The organism is Paraburkholderia strydomiana (assembly GCF_046030495.1).
GTDB classification, from domain to species: Bacteria; Pseudomonadota; Gammaproteobacteria; order Burkholderiales; family Burkholderiaceae; genus Paraburkholderia; species Paraburkholderia strydomiana_A.
The window spans coordinates 17,374-35,214 of record NZ_JAQQCJ010000028.1 but is presented as its reverse complement, the minus strand read 5'-3'; the positions used below and the strand labels follow the sequence as shown (position 1 = coordinate 35,214).

At 61.6% G+C, this 17,841-nt stretch carries 16 protein-coding genes; 12 read left to right on the top strand and 4 right to left on the bottom strand.

Annotated features, from left to right (window positions below):
* Positions 1-49 precede the first annotated feature (49 nt).
* The 3 genes from PQQ53_RS28690 (at position 50) to PQQ53_RS28680 (ending at position 3,865) form a co-directional block, all read left to right on the top strand.
* Complete coding sequence (locus PQQ53_RS28690) at positions 50-943, top strand: hypothetical protein (protein ID WP_408327895.1); 894 nt, start codon at positions 50-52, stop codon at positions 941-943.
* A 245-nt stretch (positions 944-1,188) separates the two neighbouring features.
* Positions 1,189-1,833 carry a hypothetical protein gene (locus tag PQQ53_RS28685; RefSeq protein ID WP_408327892.1) on the top strand — a complete coding sequence of 215 codons (645 nt, stop codon included), beginning with the start codon at positions 1,189-1,191 and terminating at the stop codon, positions 1,831-1,833.
* A gap of 826 nt (positions 1,834-2,659) precedes the next feature.
* The gene (locus PQQ53_RS28680) at positions 2,660-3,865 is read left to right on the top strand and encodes an MFS transporter (RefSeq protein ID WP_408145827.1); all 1,206 of its coding nucleotides are present in this window, start codon (positions 2,660-2,662) and stop codon (positions 3,863-3,865) included.
* Between the two features lie 97 nt (positions 3,866-3,962).
* Here PQQ53_RS28680 and PQQ53_RS28675 read toward each other — a convergent pair whose 3' ends face one another.
* Both PQQ53_RS28675 and PQQ53_RS28670 read right to left on the bottom strand, forming a co-directional pair.
* A complete protein-coding gene (locus tag PQQ53_RS28675) occupies positions 3,963-4,259 on the bottom strand; it encodes a cation efflux transmembrane domain-containing protein (protein ID WP_408155522.1) in 297 nt (98 codons plus the stop codon).
* A 127-nt stretch (positions 4,260-4,386) separates the two neighbouring features.
* Positions 4,387-4,887: a DUF3237 domain-containing protein gene (locus PQQ53_RS28670; protein WP_408327890.1), complete on the bottom strand. Its 501-nt coding sequence runs from the start codon at positions 4,885-4,887 to the stop codon at positions 4,387-4,389.
* A 596-nt stretch (positions 4,888-5,483) separates the two neighbouring features.
* Here PQQ53_RS28670 and PQQ53_RS28665 point away from each other — a divergent pair.
* Together PQQ53_RS28665 and PQQ53_RS28660 are read left to right on the top strand one after the other, a co-directional pair.
* Complete coding sequence (locus tag PQQ53_RS28665) at positions 5,484-5,747, top strand: hypothetical protein (RefSeq protein WP_408145822.1); 264 nt, start codon at positions 5,484-5,486, stop codon at positions 5,745-5,747.
* A gap of 336 nt (positions 5,748-6,083) precedes the next feature.
* On the top strand, positions 6,084-6,452 hold the full coding sequence (locus PQQ53_RS28660) for a BON domain-containing protein (protein WP_408145820.1): 369 nt from the start codon (positions 6,084-6,086) through the stop codon (positions 6,450-6,452).
* A 548-nt stretch (positions 6,453-7,000) separates the two neighbouring features.
* Here the strand turns inward: PQQ53_RS28660 and PQQ53_RS28655 are convergent.
* Positions 7,001-7,924 carry a LysR family transcriptional regulator gene (locus PQQ53_RS28655; protein WP_408155518.1) on the bottom strand — a complete coding sequence of 308 codons (924 nt, stop codon included), beginning with the start codon at positions 7,922-7,924 and terminating at the stop codon, positions 7,001-7,003.
* A gap of 104 nt (positions 7,925-8,028) precedes the next feature.
* Between PQQ53_RS28655 and mdlC the strand changes: the two genes are divergently transcribed.
* The 7 genes from mdlC to PQQ53_RS28620 all read left to right on the top strand — a co-directional run bounded on the left by mdlC (position 8,029) and on the right by PQQ53_RS28620 (position 17,352).
* Positions 8,029-9,687 (top strand): benzoylformate decarboxylase, encoded by a 1,659-nt coding sequence (gene mdlC, locus PQQ53_RS28650; protein ID WP_408327887.1) that lies wholly within the window; start codon positions 8,029-8,031, stop codon positions 9,685-9,687.
* 35 nt (positions 9,688-9,722) lie between these two features.
* Complete coding sequence (locus PQQ53_RS28645) at positions 9,723-11,174, top strand: aldehyde dehydrogenase (protein ID WP_408327884.1); 1,452 nt, start codon at positions 9,723-9,725, stop codon at positions 11,172-11,174.
* Between the two features lie 26 nt (positions 11,175-11,200).
* Complete coding sequence (locus tag PQQ53_RS28640) at positions 11,201-12,124, top strand: ketopantoate reductase family protein (protein WP_408327984.1); 924 nt, start codon at positions 11,201-11,203, stop codon at positions 12,122-12,124.
* A 149-nt stretch (positions 12,125-12,273) separates the two neighbouring features.
* Positions 12,274-13,686: an MFS transporter gene (locus PQQ53_RS28635; protein WP_408145813.1), complete on the top strand. Its 1,413-nt coding sequence runs from the start codon at positions 12,274-12,276 to the stop codon at positions 13,684-13,686.
* Between the two features lie 236 nt (positions 13,687-13,922).
* A complete protein-coding gene (locus PQQ53_RS28630) occupies positions 13,923-15,059 on the top strand; it encodes a porin (protein ID WP_408327882.1) in 1,137 nt (378 codons plus the stop codon).
* Between the two features lie 489 nt (positions 15,060-15,548).
* Positions 15,549-16,193, top strand: a complete 645-nt coding sequence (locus PQQ53_RS28625; protein ID WP_408327879.1) for a hypothetical protein — start codon at positions 15,549-15,551, stop codon at positions 16,191-16,193.
* A 328-nt stretch (positions 16,194-16,521) separates the two neighbouring features.
* Complete coding sequence (locus PQQ53_RS28620; protein WP_408145808.1) at positions 16,522-17,352, top strand: 3-oxoadipate:acetyl-CoA acetyltransferase; 831 nt, start codon at positions 16,522-16,524, stop codon at positions 17,350-17,352.
* Positions 17,353-17,413: 61 nt separating this feature from the next.
* Here the strand turns inward: PQQ53_RS28620 and PQQ53_RS28615 are convergent, their stop codons facing one another.
* Complete coding sequence (locus PQQ53_RS28615) at positions 17,414-17,716, bottom strand: hypothetical protein (protein WP_408327876.1); 303 nt, start codon at positions 17,714-17,716, stop codon at positions 17,414-17,416.
* Between the last annotated feature and the right edge of the window lie 125 nt (positions 17,717-17,841).

Below are 17,841 nucleotides of genomic sequence, written 5' to 3'. Positions count from 1 at the left end.
TTGAGGCGCTGGACCGCGTCAAGTAGCCCCCTCCAACAAGGACAATAAGATGACTTTGGTTATCGGACACGCCACGAAAGAAATAGGCTTTTTGATTGCCGACACCCTGCTAAGTTCACCCGTCCCATTGAGAGGCGATGAGGGTCCGTTCAACGGTGTCAGTCATACATTAAAGATTCACGTACTGTCAGGCCGCCTTGCGGTCGCGTTCGCTGGGGACCCTAGCTTGGCCTGCGACGTCATTGCCGAGCTAAAAACTGAGACTGAGGCGAACCAGAACCTTGACGTGCCGCAACGTCTTTTCGAGAAGTACCGGCAACGGGCAACCGAGATACCGGAGGCCAAACGCTCAGATTTTCTGATTCTGCGTTTGCTGGATGATGGCCCGAGGCTTGACAAGGTGACGCTAGAGGACGGCATACGGAATGCAGAAAGGGCCTACATAGGTGACGCAGAAGGCTACCGACAGCTAACCGGACTGTTGGGCGCGTATGCTGGACCGAAGATACGCATGGTGCAACAGCCAAACGGTTCATTCATACCGGAGCCTTTCGAGCCAATGGACGGCGAGCAATGGTTCGCAATCGCGACGGAAGCATTGGAGGCGCTGTGTCATAAGAAGTCTGTCGAGACGGTCGGTGCAGTAACTGACGCGATTACCCGAGTGGTGAATGCCAGAATTTCCGGAGAACTGGAGTATTTGCAAGCGGTGTACGTGGGGCGGTCGATTGAAGAAGGGCTTGCCGGCTATACGCTTCTTGCTGCAAACACACGCACTCGGGCGACGGCCATCTATTTCTATGCAGGTAAAGTGGGCTTCGTGTTTCTGCCTGGTGACCCGGCTGGGTGTCGGAGGCTGGCCGCTGACTCAGACGTCCAGTTTATCGACGCTGCCCGACAGCAATACGGGATCGAATTGACCGGCCCAACTCAACCTGCATGACTTCGAACCGAATGAACATCAAGCCCGAGTCACCGACCGAATGGGACGGCTCGAAGCCCGCTAAGACCCCGGCGACGTCCGAGGCATACAGGCCACTATCGACAATCCGCAAAACCCGTAGCAAGGCATCAAAGGGCGTCGCTCCCAAGGCCGTCCAAGGGAAGCCCCGAGGTAAGCGGTAGCCCGCCGAGACCGTCGAGCATGCGATACTGCCGCATCAAAAATAAGACTTCGGAGAGAAGACCATGCCGTTGGAATTACTCGGTGCAGCTAAGGGGCTAGGAGGTTTTGCAAAGTCCGCATTCGGATACGCCCGCAAGCGGTTCTTCCCGCCGAAAGTTGGGTATCAGTTGACTCCCTCGAATTTGCTGGAGGTGGTTCGACCGTTCTCGAACTACGGGAAAGTCGCGGAATTGCTGGGCGAGCCTCACCACGTATGGAAGGCGCAAGCGTCTTATCGGTTCGCGGATTCTCTGCTTCAGATCGAACGCGACGACGACAACGTCATTACCGCAGTGACCTTGGCGACGCTCAAGCCGCGCTGGCCGCATCGATTCCGCGTGCATCCGTTGGAGTTCGTGCTGGGCAGGGACACCTTCAGGGACGTGTTTCCCGAAGGAGAGATTGTGCTGTCTCACAACGGGTCCTCAAAGTTCAACATCTATTCCAAGACCGGATACTTCGGCTTTCCTGGCAGCTACTTACATTTTTCATTCGGCATCGTCGAAGCGGCGACATGGCCACCTCTGCGATGGCAACGCGACGCTGAAATAGTCAATAGCAACGAAGCGCGGACGCTGGCGAACCCCGAACGCGTCAAGTTCAACATTGTCTCTGTGACAATTGACGAACCCGAGTTCCTACCATTCACATGGTCGTCTTTCCAGTAAGCGGCCGTGAACATTCCCGAAGTGCGCATCACCGACGGACCATACTTGGAGACCAAGGAGCATGTGGGTGGTTTTTGAGTGCTGGAAGCCGCAGATCTGGATGAGGGGCTGGCGTGGGACCGCAAGGTCACCGTCGCATGTCGGGCGCCGGTCGAAGTGCGCCCGTTTCTTTGAGGAGTGCCCAACGGAAGCAACCGAGCGGCAGTGGCAATACTGCCGGCGATGCCGGCCTGACGGCGACGGGATGAATGTCCGTTGGACCTTAGAAGCGGCCGTTACGGGGGCGCCAGTCCGACCGGCAGGAGAGGGTCGAAAGTACGCGTTCGCCGATATCACAGCGGCCGTTCCGCGACTGCCGCTGTCGAACGACTGCTGCGATGCAGTGAGCGGGCATGCCAGCGTCAGCATGCGAACGGCGGCTTAGGCGGAGTCCTCGGGCACTCTCGGTGCGGACTCGATTCATCGGAGCCGTTCACGGCGGCCTTTGAAGCTGCTGACCGCTATCTTGGTCGTGCCCTCTACGATGATGGAAGTTTTAGGGTAAAAAACTGGCGACCTCGGAAGTTATTTGGGTAACAGTCTCAGCGAAAAACCTTCGTTTTGATCGTTTAAATCGCTCAAAGCGGAAGCTATTTGGTTAATTTTCCGGAAGCCAATCGAGTTCCTCAACAATATTTCCGATACTCGTCAGGGCCTCGAAAATTCTTAGGAGAGCGGTTGGGTAAAGACGCGAGCCGAAAAATTGACGGGCCATCTACAGTTCGTGTGCCTCTGACCGACGGCGCTCCGACCATCTACGTTGTGCATTCAGAAATCAGAATTTTCGATGAAAACCGAACTGCCGCTCAGTGTTCTTCGGCAAATTCCGCGCAGCGTCTGGGTGCTCGGCTGTGTCAGCCTTTTCATGGATGTCTCGTCCGAAATCATCCACAGTCTGTTGCCGATGTTCTTAATGGCAAGTCTCGGTGCCAGTGCGGCGACGATTGGCCTCATCGAAGGCATCGCTGAGGCGACCGCCCCCATCGTCAAAGTGTTCTCCGGGACTCTCAGCGACTATCTGGGCAATCGCAAATGGCTTGCCGTCGCCGGATACGGACTGGGGGCACTAAGCAAACCGCTATTTGCCATTGCACCAACCATCGGCATCGTGGTGACCGCGCGCATCATGGACCGGGTAGGCAAAGGCATCAGAGGCGCGCCGCGCGATGCGCTCGTCGCCGACGTCACGCCGCCCCATCTGCGAGGTGCTGCATTCGGGCTTCGCCAGTCGCTGGACACCGTTGGCGCATTCCTCGGGCCGCTGCTGGCCGTTGTCATCATGCTAGTGTGGGCCGATAATTTCCGCCTCGCTTTCTGGCTTGCTGTCATTCCCGGCCTGTTCGCTGTTGCTCTGCTAACGTTTGGCATCGATGAGCCCGCGCGGGAGCCGGGCGCAAATCGGGTTAATCCGATTCGCTGGGACAGCATCAGGCAACTCGGCATGAGCTACTGGTGGGTTGTCGTCGTGGGCGGGGTATTCGCACTCGCCCGGTTTAGTGAAGCGTTCCTCGTGTTGCGCGCAATGGGAAGCGGCGTGCCGATTGCGCTGGTTCCGCTCGTGATGGTCGCAATGAACGTCGTGTATGCACTGTCGGCTTATCCCTTGGGGAAACTGGCCGACACGATGAACCACACGAGGCTGCTGATTGCGGGCCTCGCAATGTTGATTGCGTCGGATGTCGTGCTAGCGCATGGTACGCACTGGAGCATCGTGCTCCTGGGTGTCGGGCTGTGGGGCCTGCACATGGGAATGACGCAGGGGTTGATGGCCACGATGGTCGCTCACACCGCGCCCGCGCAACTACGCGGCACCGCGTTTGGCTTCTTCAACCTGCTCAGCGGTATCGTTACGCTTGTGTCGAGCGTTATCGCGGGCGCCCTATGGGACCGCTTGGGCGCGGCTGCGACGTTCTACGCGGGAGTAGGTTTCTGCGTCTTGACCATCGTGCTCCTCTTGTTCGGTCGGACGGCGGACACGACTGCAGGTCGCTGAAGTAGCCTACCTTCGGGAGGTGCACGCTCGGGGTGCGATTCTGGCATCACTCGTACTCGAGCCGAGCGACCGGCAGCGCAGGTTGCTGTTTGGCACATCAGTGTCCTGAGACAGCGGAGCCGTGATCGCTCGACTTGCTGGCCTGCTGCCAGATCTCAACCGCTTCCTTCGCCACGTATGTGCTGATTGCAAGACCGACGAACAGGTCGGCATACCGGCATCCGGTCGCCAGGATCACCAGCCCGGAGGTGATAACACCGAGATTTGCAACTACATCAGCACGTGTGCAAATCCAGCTTGCCCGCATATGGACTTCGCCCTCGCGGTACTGTGCGAGCATTCGCAGGACAGTCTTGACGCGCGGCAAAACTCGGCTCGCAAGCTTGCCTTGCATGGTGAGCCTGCAGTCCACCTTGCCGGGAAAGCGGCGCGGTTTCGGGTCTAAAGTACCCGGAGATAAGTGATGATTTTCCAGATTTCATCTTCTTTGAGAGCGCCCTTGAATGGCGGCATCGCGCTTCCTACCGGTACGCCGCCCTCGCATACCCCACAGCCATCGCGCGATTCAGCCACGCATATTTGGCGGACGTCGTCTCGAACGTCATATACAGCCGAAAGTAGTACTTGTTCGGATCCACCGGTTTGCCCTTCGCCACATCTGCCATCACATCGGCGGGACCGTATCGCAATCCCTTCGTTTGCAGGTAGACCAGTTCGCCGTCGTCCATCTTGAGAAGATAACGCGTGTCGATCACAGCAAGTCCATCCGACGTCACCACCTGCCAGTCAGCGCCGTTATTCAGGATCTCGCCGTTCACCAGCGGTCCCTTGAAATTGCCACCCGTGATCGGGATGATGCGGCGCTTTCCCGCGTCGCTGGTCTTGCCCAATTCCCAGATCGGCGCGGTCAGATCGACCGAGAAGCGGCCCATGTACGTCAACCCGGGTTTAGGCGGTTCGAATTCGGCGTGGCCCGCATCCGATTCCGAAGCGAGCGCGTGAGAGAAGGTGAGGGTGGTCAAAACGGTTGCTAACAGAAGTCTGATGAACCTTTGCATGGATGTGCCCGGCCGAAGTGCAGATCATGGATGGTGTGAACGTCGCTGCATTGCCGACAGTTCGAGTTATCAGGTTTCCTGATATAAAAGTCTATTATCAAGGAGCCTGATAAACAAGCGATCCGGGGTCGGTGAAAACCCTCTGCATACGCTGCAAAATATGCGTACTGACATGCGTGTAGGTGACCGCGGCAGCTTGACCCAGGTAGCTCACCGGATAAAACACAACCACCGGGGGCACTCGCGCTCCGCAGCGGCGCTTCAGGGCCATCTGTCGGCCGCAACTGCTACAACGTACGATGCCACGCATCGCGTCGACTGGGGCAGGAGACCGCTATCTACGATATTGCCGTCAGGATCCTGAGCGACATAGTCCGTGCAGAAGGGGAAGCACGCCGTGAGCGTGCGCATCCGTTCGGAGCTTTCCGCGTTCACGTTTCTGCGACTTCCGGCCAGTCCTGCATCGTCCCAACGGCCGTCTGGTATCAGAAGGCGCAATCGACCGTATTCATTGAACTCGCGTTCTCGCAACCCATACCGGATTTACTCTGCGGAGTTGAATGGATACGGGAACAGTAGGTACACCTGACGCCGCGGTGTCAGCATCACAGAAGACCCGTGTTTTGGGACGTCAAACGCAATCGGTGTATGCGGAGCGCCGGGCGCTGGGTCTGGTGTCGTTGATTCAGGTTGAGTCCTGTGTTGATCAACGGCGTGCTACACCGGTAAAGCTCGCCGCGCAACGCTACAGACACTTCGCCAAGGTGCCATGTGCTGCGACACTGGCGGCGCTGCTTTCATACGGCGAGCGAAGCATGCGCTGACCTTATCGCACACACGCTCGACCCGCAGCTCTTCGATGCCGCGTAGACTGAGTTAAAGTGCATCAGCAGGAATGAAAAGCGCTTTACGACGCTTGTATGATTCCCGGCGGAACGTCGCGTCAAAGCCTCTTTTTTTTTTCACTCTGCCAAGAGTTGAGGTATTGTTGCTACCGGACGCATCAGACTTTTTTTAGTGATTACGGTTGCTTGCGTCTGCATATCGCTGACCCACGCAGTGTTGCAATATCGTTCTATCAGAGTTCGCTTGACAAGTCCTTAACGGTGCAGCGTTCCCTATTTTGGACCGTTGACAATTTTGACAGCAGGAGAAAATGCATGAACGTAATTCGCACAGTCAAGACCGCAGGCGCAGCACTTCTCATCCTGAGTTCGATCCATGCCTACGCACAGTCGAGCGAGGCCGCCCCGGCGACCCCCGCAAGTACAACGGCTGGCGCACGGCAGCACTACAAATCGCTGAAAGCGGCGAACCGGGCGCTACAGCGCCAGGTTCGTTCGGCGTTGGTGAAGGATAGAGGGATCGCGATGTCCAACGTCACCATCCGCGCTCGTGATGGTGCCGTCACGTTGCAAGGCAGCGTCCCTCTTCAGGCGCAAAGCGACCGGGCAACCGAGGTGGCCAAGGGTGTACCCGGCGTGGTCTCCGTAAGAAACGCACTGTCAATCCGTCCGGTTGGGACCTGACGCTGCATTAGCGGAGGCGGCGCTTTGCGACGGTTGGTGTTCTGTAGCGGTATTCCGTTGAGGGCATCAGGCCGGCCGGCATTAAGCGCCACTTCACCCGTGTGCGCCGAGCGAGCGTGGCTTGGAACCCCGTTCGCTCAACTTGCTCGTGACGCTTCTGTATCCCGTCCGCAGGCCTCGCGTTGGGTCCACGCGCCACGTGACTATGCACAACAATTGCGCATTGCGATGGAAAGGCATGCATAGGCCGAGTCATTGTGCATGATGCGACGGCCCGAAGTCTTTCGCGCAATCATCCTGTACTGGATATACGCTTCTTGCGCTATGGATCGACGAACGGGTAAATGTCGGACTGTGCAGATGACCGGCGTGTCGATCCAGAAGGTAAGAGCAGAATCTCTCAGGAACACTATGCAATTGCTTTGTTGGGCGAGGTGGAACACCCAAAACATCGCAGAATGCCCTTTGCGGTTGCGCCCATCGTCCGCCTTCCAACGGGTGTGACCGGTCGACCATAAGCGCGACCTTCCGCGTACCCTTCGCGCCCCTCATGCCTCAGGCTGAGTTGACCCGGCGGCCGTCAATTGCCGTAACTGCTCCAGTAGCTTCACTGCAGGGCTCGGCAGGATGCCTTGCCGCCGCCGGAACGCCGTGAGTGTGCGCCGCCCGAGCACGCCGGGCACGCCGAGCGTATCGAACACTCCAGCCTTGCTTTCGGTGACATACATGGTCGATGCCATCCAGCTCAAAAAACCGGAACGGGCAACGAGGCTTTTCAGCGCGGTGATCGAGCGCGTTTCGACGACTATATTCGGCAGGCCCAGTCCCTGTTCCGCAAATACGCGCTGCATGTGCTCGAACGGGCCGGTGCCGCGCGGCGGAATGGCCCAGCGCTCGCCCAGCGTGTCGGCGAGCGTGAGTTTGGGCTTGCGCCGCAACGGATGATCGAGCGCCGCCACCACGTAGCTTGCATCTTCCCAACGGCAATCGGCGATGGCCATGATCTCGTCAGTATCGGGCACGGCCATGCTGAGCGCGAGATCGATCTCGCGCTTGACGAGCGCATCGGCGAGCCGGTCCCACACCCCCTCGATGATCTGCACGCGCAAATTCGGCCATTTGCCGAGCACGCCGCTCACCGCGAGCGGCAACACGAGGCTCGCGATGCTGCCAACCGCACCGACGCGGATCGTGCCGCGCGCGAGTCCCCGTAGCGCGTCGATTTCCTCGCGCGCCTGCTCGGCTTCGCGCTGTAGCAGCACGGCGTGCGGGAGCAGCGCCTCGCCGACTGCCGTCAGATGCATGCCTCGCGAATGGCGCTCGAAAAGCGGCGCACCGACCTGTTCCTCGAGACGCCGGATGGCCCGGCTCAGCGCCGGCTGGGTGATGTGCAGGGCTTCGGCCGCGCGGCCGAGGCTGCCGCTTTCGACGATGATCGTGAACGCCTGGAGCTGCTGAAGGTTGTAAGTCATGCAAAAAGGTAATGCCTTTTGGCGGAATAGGCAATTTAAAGTCATCCGGCCTGCCACGATAATGACCCTCGGATTTTTCGTGTTCACCACAGTGGAGGCCTCGCATGACAGGCAGTGCGCCGCAGCAGAATCACGGGCAGGTTAATGAATATGGCGCCCGTGGCGCCCGCCAATGGACCGTACGCGACGCGGTCATCGACTTCGCGCGCCGCGTCGGCATGACGTCGATCTTCGCGAACCCCGGCTCGACCGAATTACCGATGTTTCGCGACTTCCCGGCGGATTTCCGCTATGTGCTCGGCCTGCAGGAAGCCGTGGTGGTCGGCATGGCCGACGGCTACGCGCAGGCCACGGGCAACGCGGCGCTGGTGAACCTGCACTCGGCGGCAGGCGTCGGCAATGCAATGGGCAACATCTTCACGGCGTTTCGCAACCGCACACCGCTCGTGGTCACTGCCGGCCAGCAGGCCCGCTCGATCCTGCCGTTCGATCCGTTTCTCGCCGCGACACAAGCCACCGAGTTGCCTAAGCCTTATGTGAAATGGAGCATCGAGCCAGCGCGTGCGCAGGACGTGCCCCTCGCGATTGCGCGCGCGTATGCAATCGCGATGCAGGAGCCACGCGGCCCGGTGTTCGTCTCGATTCCCGCCGACGACTGGGATCAGCCCGCCGAACCGGTGCCGGTGAGCGAGGTCGCGCATACGATGCGTCCCGAGCCTGCGATGCTCGAACGTATCGGCGCGCTGCTCGACGCCTGCGAGCGGCCCGCGTTCGTGGTCGGTGGCGCGGTGGATCGAGCGGGCGCGGTGCCCGACGTGATACAGCTCGCGGAACGCCATCACGCGCGTGTCTACGTCGCGCCGATGACGGGGCGCTGCAGCTTCCCCGAAAGCCATCGTCTGTTTGCGGGCTTTCTGCCCGCGATGCGCGAGCGCATCGTCGAATTGCTCGGTGGGCATGACGCGATCTTCGTGATTGGCGCACCTGCGTTTACGTATCACGTCGAAGGCTCCGGCCCGCACGTGCCGGCGGGCGCACAGTTGTGCCAGTTGATCGACGACCCCGGCGTCGCCGCGTGGACGCCGCAAGGCATCGCCGCGGTCGGCAACGTGCGGCTCGGCGTGCAGGACCTGCTCACGCGGGCCGCGCCGAAAGCTCGTGCATTGCCCGCGCCACGCGCGCTGCCGCCGCGAGCACTGCCGCCGTCGTCGGGCAGCGAGCGCATGTCGGTAGCGTTCGCGCTGCAGACGCTCGCAGAGGTGCGTGATCCCGCAGGCGTGGTCGTCGAAGAAGCGCCGAGCGCGCGGCCCGTGATGCAGACCTATCTGCCGATCACGCGCGCCGGCACGTTTATGACGATGGACAGCGGCGGCCTCGGCTACGGTATGCCGGCGGCGGTCGGCGTCGCGCTGGCGCGGCCCGGCGAGCGCGTGATCGCGCTGATCGGCGACGGCTCCAGCATGTACTCGATCCAGGCGATCTGGAGCGCGGTACAGATGCAGCTGCCGATTACGTTCGTCATCCTGAACAACACGCGCTATGCCGCGCTGCAGGATTTTGCGCCCGTTTTCGGGTTCGCGCCGCACGAGACGGTGCAGGGCACGGATCTGCCGGGTCTCGACTTCGTGATGCTCGCAAAGGGCATGGGGTGTCCCGGCGAACGTGTGAGCGAGGCGGCCAGACTCGCCGATGCGTTGCGTAGTGCACTCGCGACAAGCGCTCCAGATGACGGCCCGACGCTCGTCGAGGTCGTTGTCGCGTAACGCGCATTTCTTTCATTCAAACAACGGGACAGGCGATGAATGCCATATCGATGCTGATCGGCGGCGAACAGGTGCAGGCGCGTAACGGTGCGACCTTCGAGCGCCGCAACCCTCTTGACGGCGAGGTCGCCACCCGCGCGCCGGCCGCGACGGTCGAGGACGCCGTGGCTGCCGTCGATGCTGCCGCCGCCGCGTTTCCAGTATGGTCGGCACTCGGCCCGAGCGAGCGGCGTGCGCTGTTGACGAAGGCCGCGCACGCGCTCGAAGCGAAGGCCGATGGGTTTGCTGCCGCAATGGCCGCCGAGACCGGCGCCTCGGGCATCTGGGCAGGGTTCAACGTGCACCTGGCCGCGGCGGGGCTGATCGAGGCGGCTGCGCTCACGACGCAGATCGCCGGCGAACTGATTCCGTCGGATGTCCTCGGCAGCCTCGCGATGGGCGTGCGCCAGCCCGCCGGCGTGGTGCTCGGCATGGCACCGTGGAACGCGCCCGTGATTCTCGCGGTACGCGCGATCGCGCTGCCGCTCGCGTGCGGCAACACCGTCGTGCTCAAGGGCTCCGAGATTTGCCCCGCTACCCACGGCCTCATCGTCGAAGCGATGCAGGAGGCGGGCTTGCCGCGTGGCACGGTCAACTTTGTGACCAACGCACCCGCCGATGCCGCGCCGATCGTCGACGCGATGATCAGACACCCGCAGGTGCGTCGCGTGAACTTCACGGGCTCGACGCGCGTGGGTCGCATCATCGCCGAAACATGCGCGCGCCATTTGAAACCCGCCGTGCTCGAACTCGGCGGCAAGGCGCCGCTTGTCGTGCTCGACGACGCCGACATCGGCGCCGCCGTGAACGCTGCCGTGTTCGGTGCATTTGCCAACTCGGGGCAGATTTGCATGTCGACGGAGCGCATCGTTGTCGATGAGCGCATCGCCGATGCGTTCGTCGACCAGCTCGCCGTGCGCGCGCGTGCGTTGCCGATCGGCGATCCGCGCAAGGGGCCGGTCGTGCTTGGCTCCGTGGTCGACATGAGCACCGTGGAGCGCTGCAACGCGCTGATCGACGACGCGGTCTCGAAAGGCGCGGTGCTTGTGTGCGGCGGCAAGAGCGAGACCACGCTGATGCCTGCCACGCTGCTCGATCGCGTCAGCCCCGCCATGCGCATCTACCACGAGGAATCGTTCGGTCCCGTGAAGGCGATCGTGCGCGTGCGCGGCGAAGAGGCCGCCATTGCCTGCGCGAACGACAACGAGTATGGCCTGTCCGCCGCCGTGTTCAGTCGCGACACTGCGCGCGCGTGGAACGTCGCAAAGCGTATCGAGTCGGGTATCTGCCACATCAACGGTGCGACTGTGCACGACGAGGCGCAAATGCCGTTCGGCGGCGTGAAGGCAAGCGGCTTCGGCCACTTCGGCGGCAAGGCGGGGATCGCGGAATTCACCGATCTGCGTTGGGTCACGCTCCAGACGGCGCCACGCCACTATCCGTTCTGACCCGGAGGGCCGCGATGCTTCAGGCATTGGACATTGCAATTCTCGGCGCGGGCGCGATGGGTTCGTTGTTCGGCGGCTTGCTCGCCGAAGCGGACCACCGTGTGACGCTTGTCGATATCGACGACACGCATCTCGACGCGATTCGTCGCGAGGGGCTGCACCTGACCACGGACACGGGCTCGCGCGTCGTCAGCAACCTGTGCGTGAGCCGTCCCGAGCAGGTCGCGGCTGCGCCGCAACTACTGATCGTCTTCACGAAGACGATGCATACCGAAGCGGCGCTCGCGTCCGCCCAGGCCTTGCTCGGGCCGCATACCGCGGTGCTGTCGTTGCAGAACGGCCTCGGCAACGTCGAACGGATTGCGCGGCATGTTCCGCGTGAACGCGTGATGGTGGGCATGACCACATGGCCGGCGGACAAGCCCGGCGCCGCGCAGGTGAGCTCGCATGGCGCGGGCGAGATCCGCCTGATGAACGCGGACGGTGAGGCGCACGCGCACGTGCGGCGCACGGTCGATGCGCTGAACTCGGCCGCGTTGAACTGCACGGCCGACCCCGACGTATGGTCCGCAATCTGGGAGAAAGTCGCGTTCAACGCCGCGCTCAACAGCGTTTGCGCGCTCACCCAATGTACGGTGGGCGAACTCTCGAACCTGCCTGACGGCGAGGCGCTGACGCTGAAGATCGTCGCAGAGGTCGCCGCGGTCGCGCGGGCAAGCGGCGTTGCGGTCGATGAAGCGCATGTCGTCGGCAACGTACGCCATGCGCTCGCGAATCATCGTGCGCATCGGCCATCGATGCTGCAGGACGTGCTCGCGGGCCGCAAGACCGAGATCGAGGCAATCAATGGCGCGGTCGTCGCGGCGGCACACGCGGTGGGCGTTGCTGTGCCATGCACGGACTGCCTGCTCCAACTCGTGCGGCTCGTCGACGCGCGCGGCGCACGTTGATTCCCAAAGTCGGGCGGTCCCTGAAGACTTGCATAAACGTCATGGCTTTGGCGCAAATCGGAAATACCCATAACCTGCTGCGCTGACCATACTGACGACAACAAGAAATCTATAAACGCGCGCGAAGCGCACCAAACGGAGACAGCCTCATGAGTTACGTTCCCCCCGCTTGCGCAGCGAGTCCGGCCGCGCATGACGACGCTACCCTCGCGGGAACAAGCCGCGGCGCAGGCGTGGTAGACATCGGTCATGCGCTCGACGACGGTCCTTATACGCTGTTGCAAAAGATAGCGGTGTTGCTCGCGGCGCTGTCGATTGTCGTTGACGGATTCGACAGCCAACTGATCGGCTTTGCGATTCCGCTGCTCACCAAAGAGTGGGGCATCACGCGCAACGCGTTCGCGCCCGTGGTGGCGTCGGGGCTCATCGGCATGGGCATTGGCAGTGCGTTCGCCGGTCTGTTCGCGGACCGCTTCGGCCGGCGCTGGGCCGTGATCGGCAGCGTGCTCGTGTTCGGCACGGCAACCTGTGCGATTAGCCTCGCGCCGAATGTCGCGGCCATCGCGGCGCTGCGCTTTATCGCAGGGTTAGGTATCGGCGGCGCGCTGCCCACTTCGACCACGATGACTGCCGAATTCACGCCCGCACGTTTTCGCACCTTCGCGGTAACGGCGACGATTCTCTGCGTGCCGCTTGGCGGCATGGTCGCAGGACTGTTCGCCGGACATGTGTTGCCGGTCTACGGTTGGCGCGGCCTGTTTGTCGCGGGCGGCGTGCTGCCGCTCGTGCTGGCCGTCGTGCTGCTCGCCGCACTGCCTGAGTCGCCGCGCTTTCTGGCGCGCCGGCCGCGCCGCTGGCCGGAACTCGTCGGTTTGCTGCGGCGCATGGCGCGTGAAGTCCCTGCCGATGCGAGTTTCACCGATGTGCGCGAGCAGAGCGCGGAGAAGCATGTTGGCTTCACGGCGTTGTTCCGCGACGGCTGCGCGCGCGACACCGTCGCCATCTGGGGGGCGTTCTTCATGTGCTTGCTGGCGGTGTACGCCGCATTCAGCTGGCTGCCGTCCATGTTGACGAGTGAAGGGTTGAGCGTGCCGCTCGCGGGCTATGGCCTCAGTGCATACAACTTCGGCGGCGTAATCGGCGCGTTGCTGTGCGCGCTCGCCATCGGGCGCTACGGCTCGCGCTGGCCGTTGCTGCTTTGTTGCCTCGGCGGTGTGGCGAGCGCGTGGATGCTGACAGGGGTCAATGCGACGCAACACACCGCACTGCTGATTGTCGGCCTCGGCCTGCACGGTCTCTTCGTCAACGCGGTGCAGTCGACGATGTATGCACTTTGTGCCTACGTCTACCCGACCAGCGTGCGTGCAACAGGCACGGCGTCGGCACTCGCGTTCGGACGCGTCGGCGCGATTCTCAGCGCGTTCGCGGGCGCGGCGGTCATCACCGCCGGCGGTGCGTCGGGCTATCTGTTGATGCTCGGCACCGCCATGGTCATGGTGTTGATCGCGCTCGCGGTGGTGCGCCGTCATATCCCGGCCGCGCGCGCTGCGCAAGGGCTCTGATCGGCCGTCCCTCGTGGTGCGTCCGTATCGCGAGGGGCATGGCTGGATAGGTTGATTCTCTTTCGTTGCTGCTAGCCATTTCTTGTGTCTCACAAGTGGCTATCTCGCGTCTATTTAATACGGTATCCGAATCAAAATGTAGTGAGTGTGACGAGCATGCATCGTCATGCACGTCCAATAGAAACCGGTCGCGTGTTGATTCAGGCAGGCCGAAGAGACGGGAAACCATGGAGACTATGAAATTTCGAATCGCAGCAGGACTTGCCTTGTCAGGCGTGAGCACGATTGCATGTGCGCAAAGCAGTGTGACGCTTTACGGCATTCTCGATACGGGTATCGAATACGTTTCGCACGCGAATGCAACCGGCGGCAGCGTCGTGCGCATGCCGGGTATCACGGGGGAGATGCCCTCTCGCTGGGGCTTGCGCGGCACGGAAGGGCTGGGCGGGGGGTGGTCGGCGATCTTCGCGCTCGAAAGCGGCTTCAACACGCGCAGCGGCACGCTGAATCAGGGCGGCCGCCTGTTCGGCCGCCAGGCATGGGTCGGCGTGAATACGCCGTATGGTGCGCTGACGTTCGGACGCCAGTACACCATGACTTTCTGGGCGATCGCCGATGCCGACCTGCTCGGCCCTGACATCTACGGCGGTACGGCTTCGTTCGACCAGTATCTGCCGAGCTCGCGCAGCGACAACACCATCGCGTACAAAGGCAGCTACGCGGGATTCACGCTGGGCGCAACCTGGTCGTTTGGCCGCGATTCGGCCGGCACGGGCAATTCGCCGGGGCAGGGTACGTGCGTGGGCCCGGTGCCAGGCAGCTCGCAAACGTGCCGCGAGTGGTCTGCGATGCTGCGTTATGATCGCAACGGCTATGGCGTCGCCGCGGCCTACGACCAACAGCATGGCGGCCCGGGCGCGCTCGCGAACCTGTACGACGGGACGCCTTCGTTCGCGTTCGCCAACCCTGGCGACACCGACGTACGTATGCAATTAAACGGCTATGGCCATATCGGGGCTCTACGGCTGGGCGGCGGCTGGCTCGGACGACGCGTCAACACGGTTTCGGCGGCCACGCCGAACGTGCATTCGGATCAGTTCTATCTGACAGCGTCGTATCCGGTGACGCCCGCGTTAGTCGTCGACGGCGGGGTGTATCACATCATCAACGATCATGACGATACGCGTGGCACGATTGCGGCATTACGCACGACGTATCTGCTATCCAAGCGCACGGCAGTGTATTTGCAAGGAGCGTATTTGTGGAATAGCGAAAAGGCGGCGTATACGGTCAGCCAGGGAGGCGGAGGTACGACCCCCGCGCCGGGTATCGGTCAGCTTGGCGTGATGGCGGGAGTGCGGCATAGTTTTTGAGTCCATTTTGCTCTTCGCGGCAACACGAGGCCGGTGTCAGTTTCGCGCCGGCAAATTGCTCGGATAACAAACGTATCCTTGAAATGAATTCAGGCCACCTTGCTATCGCCAGCAGCCTCGAGCAAGGTCAGGGTTCAATTTTGTTTTGACACTCGCAGATATTGGGTGCGAATCTGCGGGTGGGCCTGTTGGCGTAGTCATCCCACTTTCCTCAAGTCGGCTGCCGCTGTCGTGTCGAAGCAATATCAGGAGCAGACTGCGTCTTTGCAAACAGCCTTGTGGCCAAGACGTATCGGACAGGCCACGATTTGAGCCGCCCATGAGGCAGGAATCGCGGCACGAACCGTGCCATCGCCGTCGCGCACGCCAGGAAGGGGCGAATAGCGCAAAATGGAATCGTGAGGCTTCAAACGCGCGCGAGAGGACATGGCGCCCGACTTCGGTCACCAGGGCTGGCGTTAGCGAGACAACTGTGCTGCAGAGAGACCCATGAAGAAAGGAAAGACAAAACTTACCCGCCATGATGCCGAGCGCCTTTTCGAGGGGCTGCCCGAGGGGAAGGCGAGGGTATCGAGCCGGCCCGAGAACCCGTTCGAAGCAGGGGCATTCGACGCGGTCGAGCGCGTGGACGACGAAACCAAACTCTGGAAAGACAACCTTATTACGCTTCCGATGGCGATCGAGTTGCCGCACGGCTACGAGTCGGTATCGCGCATGCGCGAGGCGATCGCGCGGGCATGGCGCGTGAAGTGGGTGAGGGAGGGCAAAAACGAGGTTGTCGCCGAGTTTCCTGAAGGATGGACTGCCGTTCGCCCGGAAAGCGGCCCGATAGAGTTGCGAGATCCGTCCGGCATGGTCCGCGCCTTATACGGGTGGGCCAAGGATGCTGAACTCAGAATCCTGCCACGGTATCTGGTCGAGTCGCAGGCCAATAGTTCAAGCGGACTCGGCAGCTTGCTTGTCCGTGATCGCGGGAACGGTCAGATTCTTGAGAGGTCGTCGACCTGGTCGGCTCAAACCGGTACCAACCATCCCGATTGGAACCGGTTGTCGGCATGGCTCGACACACGCTATCCACAACATCACGACCCGCTGAGGTACTGGGAAGATTGCGAGGAAAACATCAAAAACTGAGCTACTTCCGGGGGCGCTGTTCTTCCCGGATTATCCGGTGACGTTTCACCGCTGAACGATGCGCCTGTCCTGTTCCTTCCGTATGAAGGTAGAAACCCGTCGTGTTCGGCGGCACGTCACCGAGCCTGTCGGCTACCGCGCGCAGATCAATGCCCTTCGGACTGACGTGAGTCCGACGCGGGTTGCGGCCAGCGCGCCGAGGCACGATTCTCATTGCGCGCATTTGAACTAGACTTGGAACACGTGGTGCACGGGCATTTCGCGAGGCATGCGGTCATGGTCGCCCGTCACACGGATGGGACGTCAATCTTGAACTGGAGTGCGAGCCATGAGCGAACCGTGCGTCATCTCCGTTGCCATCACTGGCTCAGTTCCGCGCAAGAAGGACAACCCGGCGGTGCCGATCACGATCTCCGAGCAGATTGAAAGTACGCATGAAGCGTACGAAGCCGGAGCATCGCTCGTTCATCTGCACGTGCGTGACGAGCAGGAGAACTCCAGTTCCGACCGGTCGAGTTTCGCCGCTCTCCAGGAGGGCATCCGGAGCCACTGCCCTGACATCATCATCCAGTTTTCAACGGGCGGTCGTGGCCGTTCGTTCGAGCAACGCGGAGCGATGCTCGATCTGCGCCCGGATATGGCATCGCTCGCTACGGGTTCTGTCAATTTTCCGACGACTGTTTATGAGAATCCGCCGGACTTTGTGCGTGCGCTTGCGAAAATGATGCTCGACTATGATGTCAAACCGGAAATCGAGATCTTTGATCTGGCGATGTTGTACAGCACGGTGGACCTGGTGCAACAAGGACTGCTGAAATCCCCTGTGCACGTTCAGTTCGTGATGGGTGTAAAAAACGCGCTGCCCGCGCGTCGTGAGATTCTTGAGTTCGAGGTGCAACAACTCAAGGCGCTATTGCCGGACGCAACGTGGACCGCCGCCGGGATCGGGCGGCATCAGTTGGAGGTCAATCACTGGACTCTCGAAATGGGCGGCCACTGCCGCACGGGTCTGGAAGACAACGTTCGCTGGGACAAGGACACGCTGGCGAAGAGCAACGCGCAACTGGTTGCGCGGGTGGCCTCATTATGCGGCGAATATGGCCGACCCGTGGCGAGCGCTGCACGAGCGCGTGAAATACTGGGTCTTCCAGCCAGATAGGTCGACGGGACGCGCCATCGTGCGTGGGCGCGCCACGCACATGCCGCCATGGTCCGTTTGATCAGGGCGGGCCCGCCATGCGTTCCGCCGATGCCGTCACTTCTCCAGAGCGGCGCAGCATCCTGTCGGCCTCGCCCGCGTGCAATTCTTCGACATCGATCATCTGACGGGCGAACTCCTCGATTGCAACAGGACGGTCCTCGACGAGCGCGAGCAGTTCGCAATCAAACGCCGGCGCCAGGTTCTCGGCTGGCAGCGATTCGCGGAGGATCGGCGAGATATCGAATGTGTGCGAATCGAGCAGGGAGCGATCGCAAGCGGCGTATAGGCGCCACGTGCGCCCATGCGAGGATGCCGTGCACATCACCCATCTCGTGGCCGAAGGCCGAGTCCGGTTCCATTCCGGCTCCTCAAGTTGTCACGACTTACCGTGATGTTCGCCAGAGGCGATCTGGATGTTCGACTCCGCTGCTGGTTCCGCACAGCCGC

Bases quoted from the DNA above. Each gene is read 5' to 3' on its own strand.
- PQQ53_RS28690 (WP_408327895.1), top strand. From the start codon at position 50: ATGACTTTGGTTATCGGACACGCCACGAAAGAAATAGGCTTTTTGATT.
- PQQ53_RS28685 (WP_408327892.1), top strand. From the start codon at position 1,189: ATGCCGTTGGAATTACTCGGTGCAGCTAAGGGGCTAGGAGGTTTTGCA.
- PQQ53_RS28680 (WP_408145827.1), top strand. From the start codon at position 2,660: ATGAAAACCGAACTGCCGCTCAGTGTTCTTCGGCAAATTCCGCGCAGC.
- PQQ53_RS28675 (WP_408155522.1), bottom strand. From the start codon at position 4,259: ATGCAAGGCAAGCTTGCGAGCCGAGTTTTGCCGCGCGTCAAGACTGTC.
- PQQ53_RS28665 (WP_408145822.1), top strand. From the start codon at position 5,484: ATGGATACGGGAACAGTAGGTACACCTGACGCCGCGGTGTCAGCATCA.
- PQQ53_RS28660 (WP_408145820.1), top strand. From the start codon at position 6,084: ATGAACGTAATTCGCACAGTCAAGACCGCAGGCGCAGCACTTCTCATC.
- PQQ53_RS28655 (WP_408155518.1), bottom strand. From the start codon at position 7,924: ATGACTTACAACCTTCAGCAGCTCCAGGCGTTCACGATCATCGTCGAA.
- mdlC (WP_408327887.1), top strand. From the start codon at position 8,029: ATGACAGGCAGTGCGCCGCAGCAGAATCACGGGCAGGTTAATGAATAT.
- PQQ53_RS28645 (WP_408327884.1), top strand. From the start codon at position 9,723: ATGAATGCCATATCGATGCTGATCGGCGGCGAACAGGTGCAGGCGCGT.
- PQQ53_RS28635 (WP_408145813.1), top strand. From the start codon at position 12,274: ATGAGTTACGTTCCCCCCGCTTGCGCAGCGAGTCCGGCCGCGCATGAC.
- PQQ53_RS28630 (WP_408327882.1), top strand. From the start codon at position 13,923: ATGAAATTTCGAATCGCAGCAGGACTTGCCTTGTCAGGCGTGAGCACG.
- PQQ53_RS28625 (WP_408327879.1), top strand. From the start codon at position 15,549: ATGAAGAAAGGAAAGACAAAACTTACCCGCCATGATGCCGAGCGCCTT.
- PQQ53_RS28620 (WP_408145808.1), top strand. From the start codon at position 16,522: ATGAGCGAACCGTGCGTCATCTCCGTTGCCATCACTGGCTCAGTTCCG.
- PQQ53_RS28615 (WP_408327876.1), bottom strand. From the start codon at position 17,716: ATGTGCACGGCATCCTCGCATGGGCGCACGTGGCGCCTATACGCCGCT.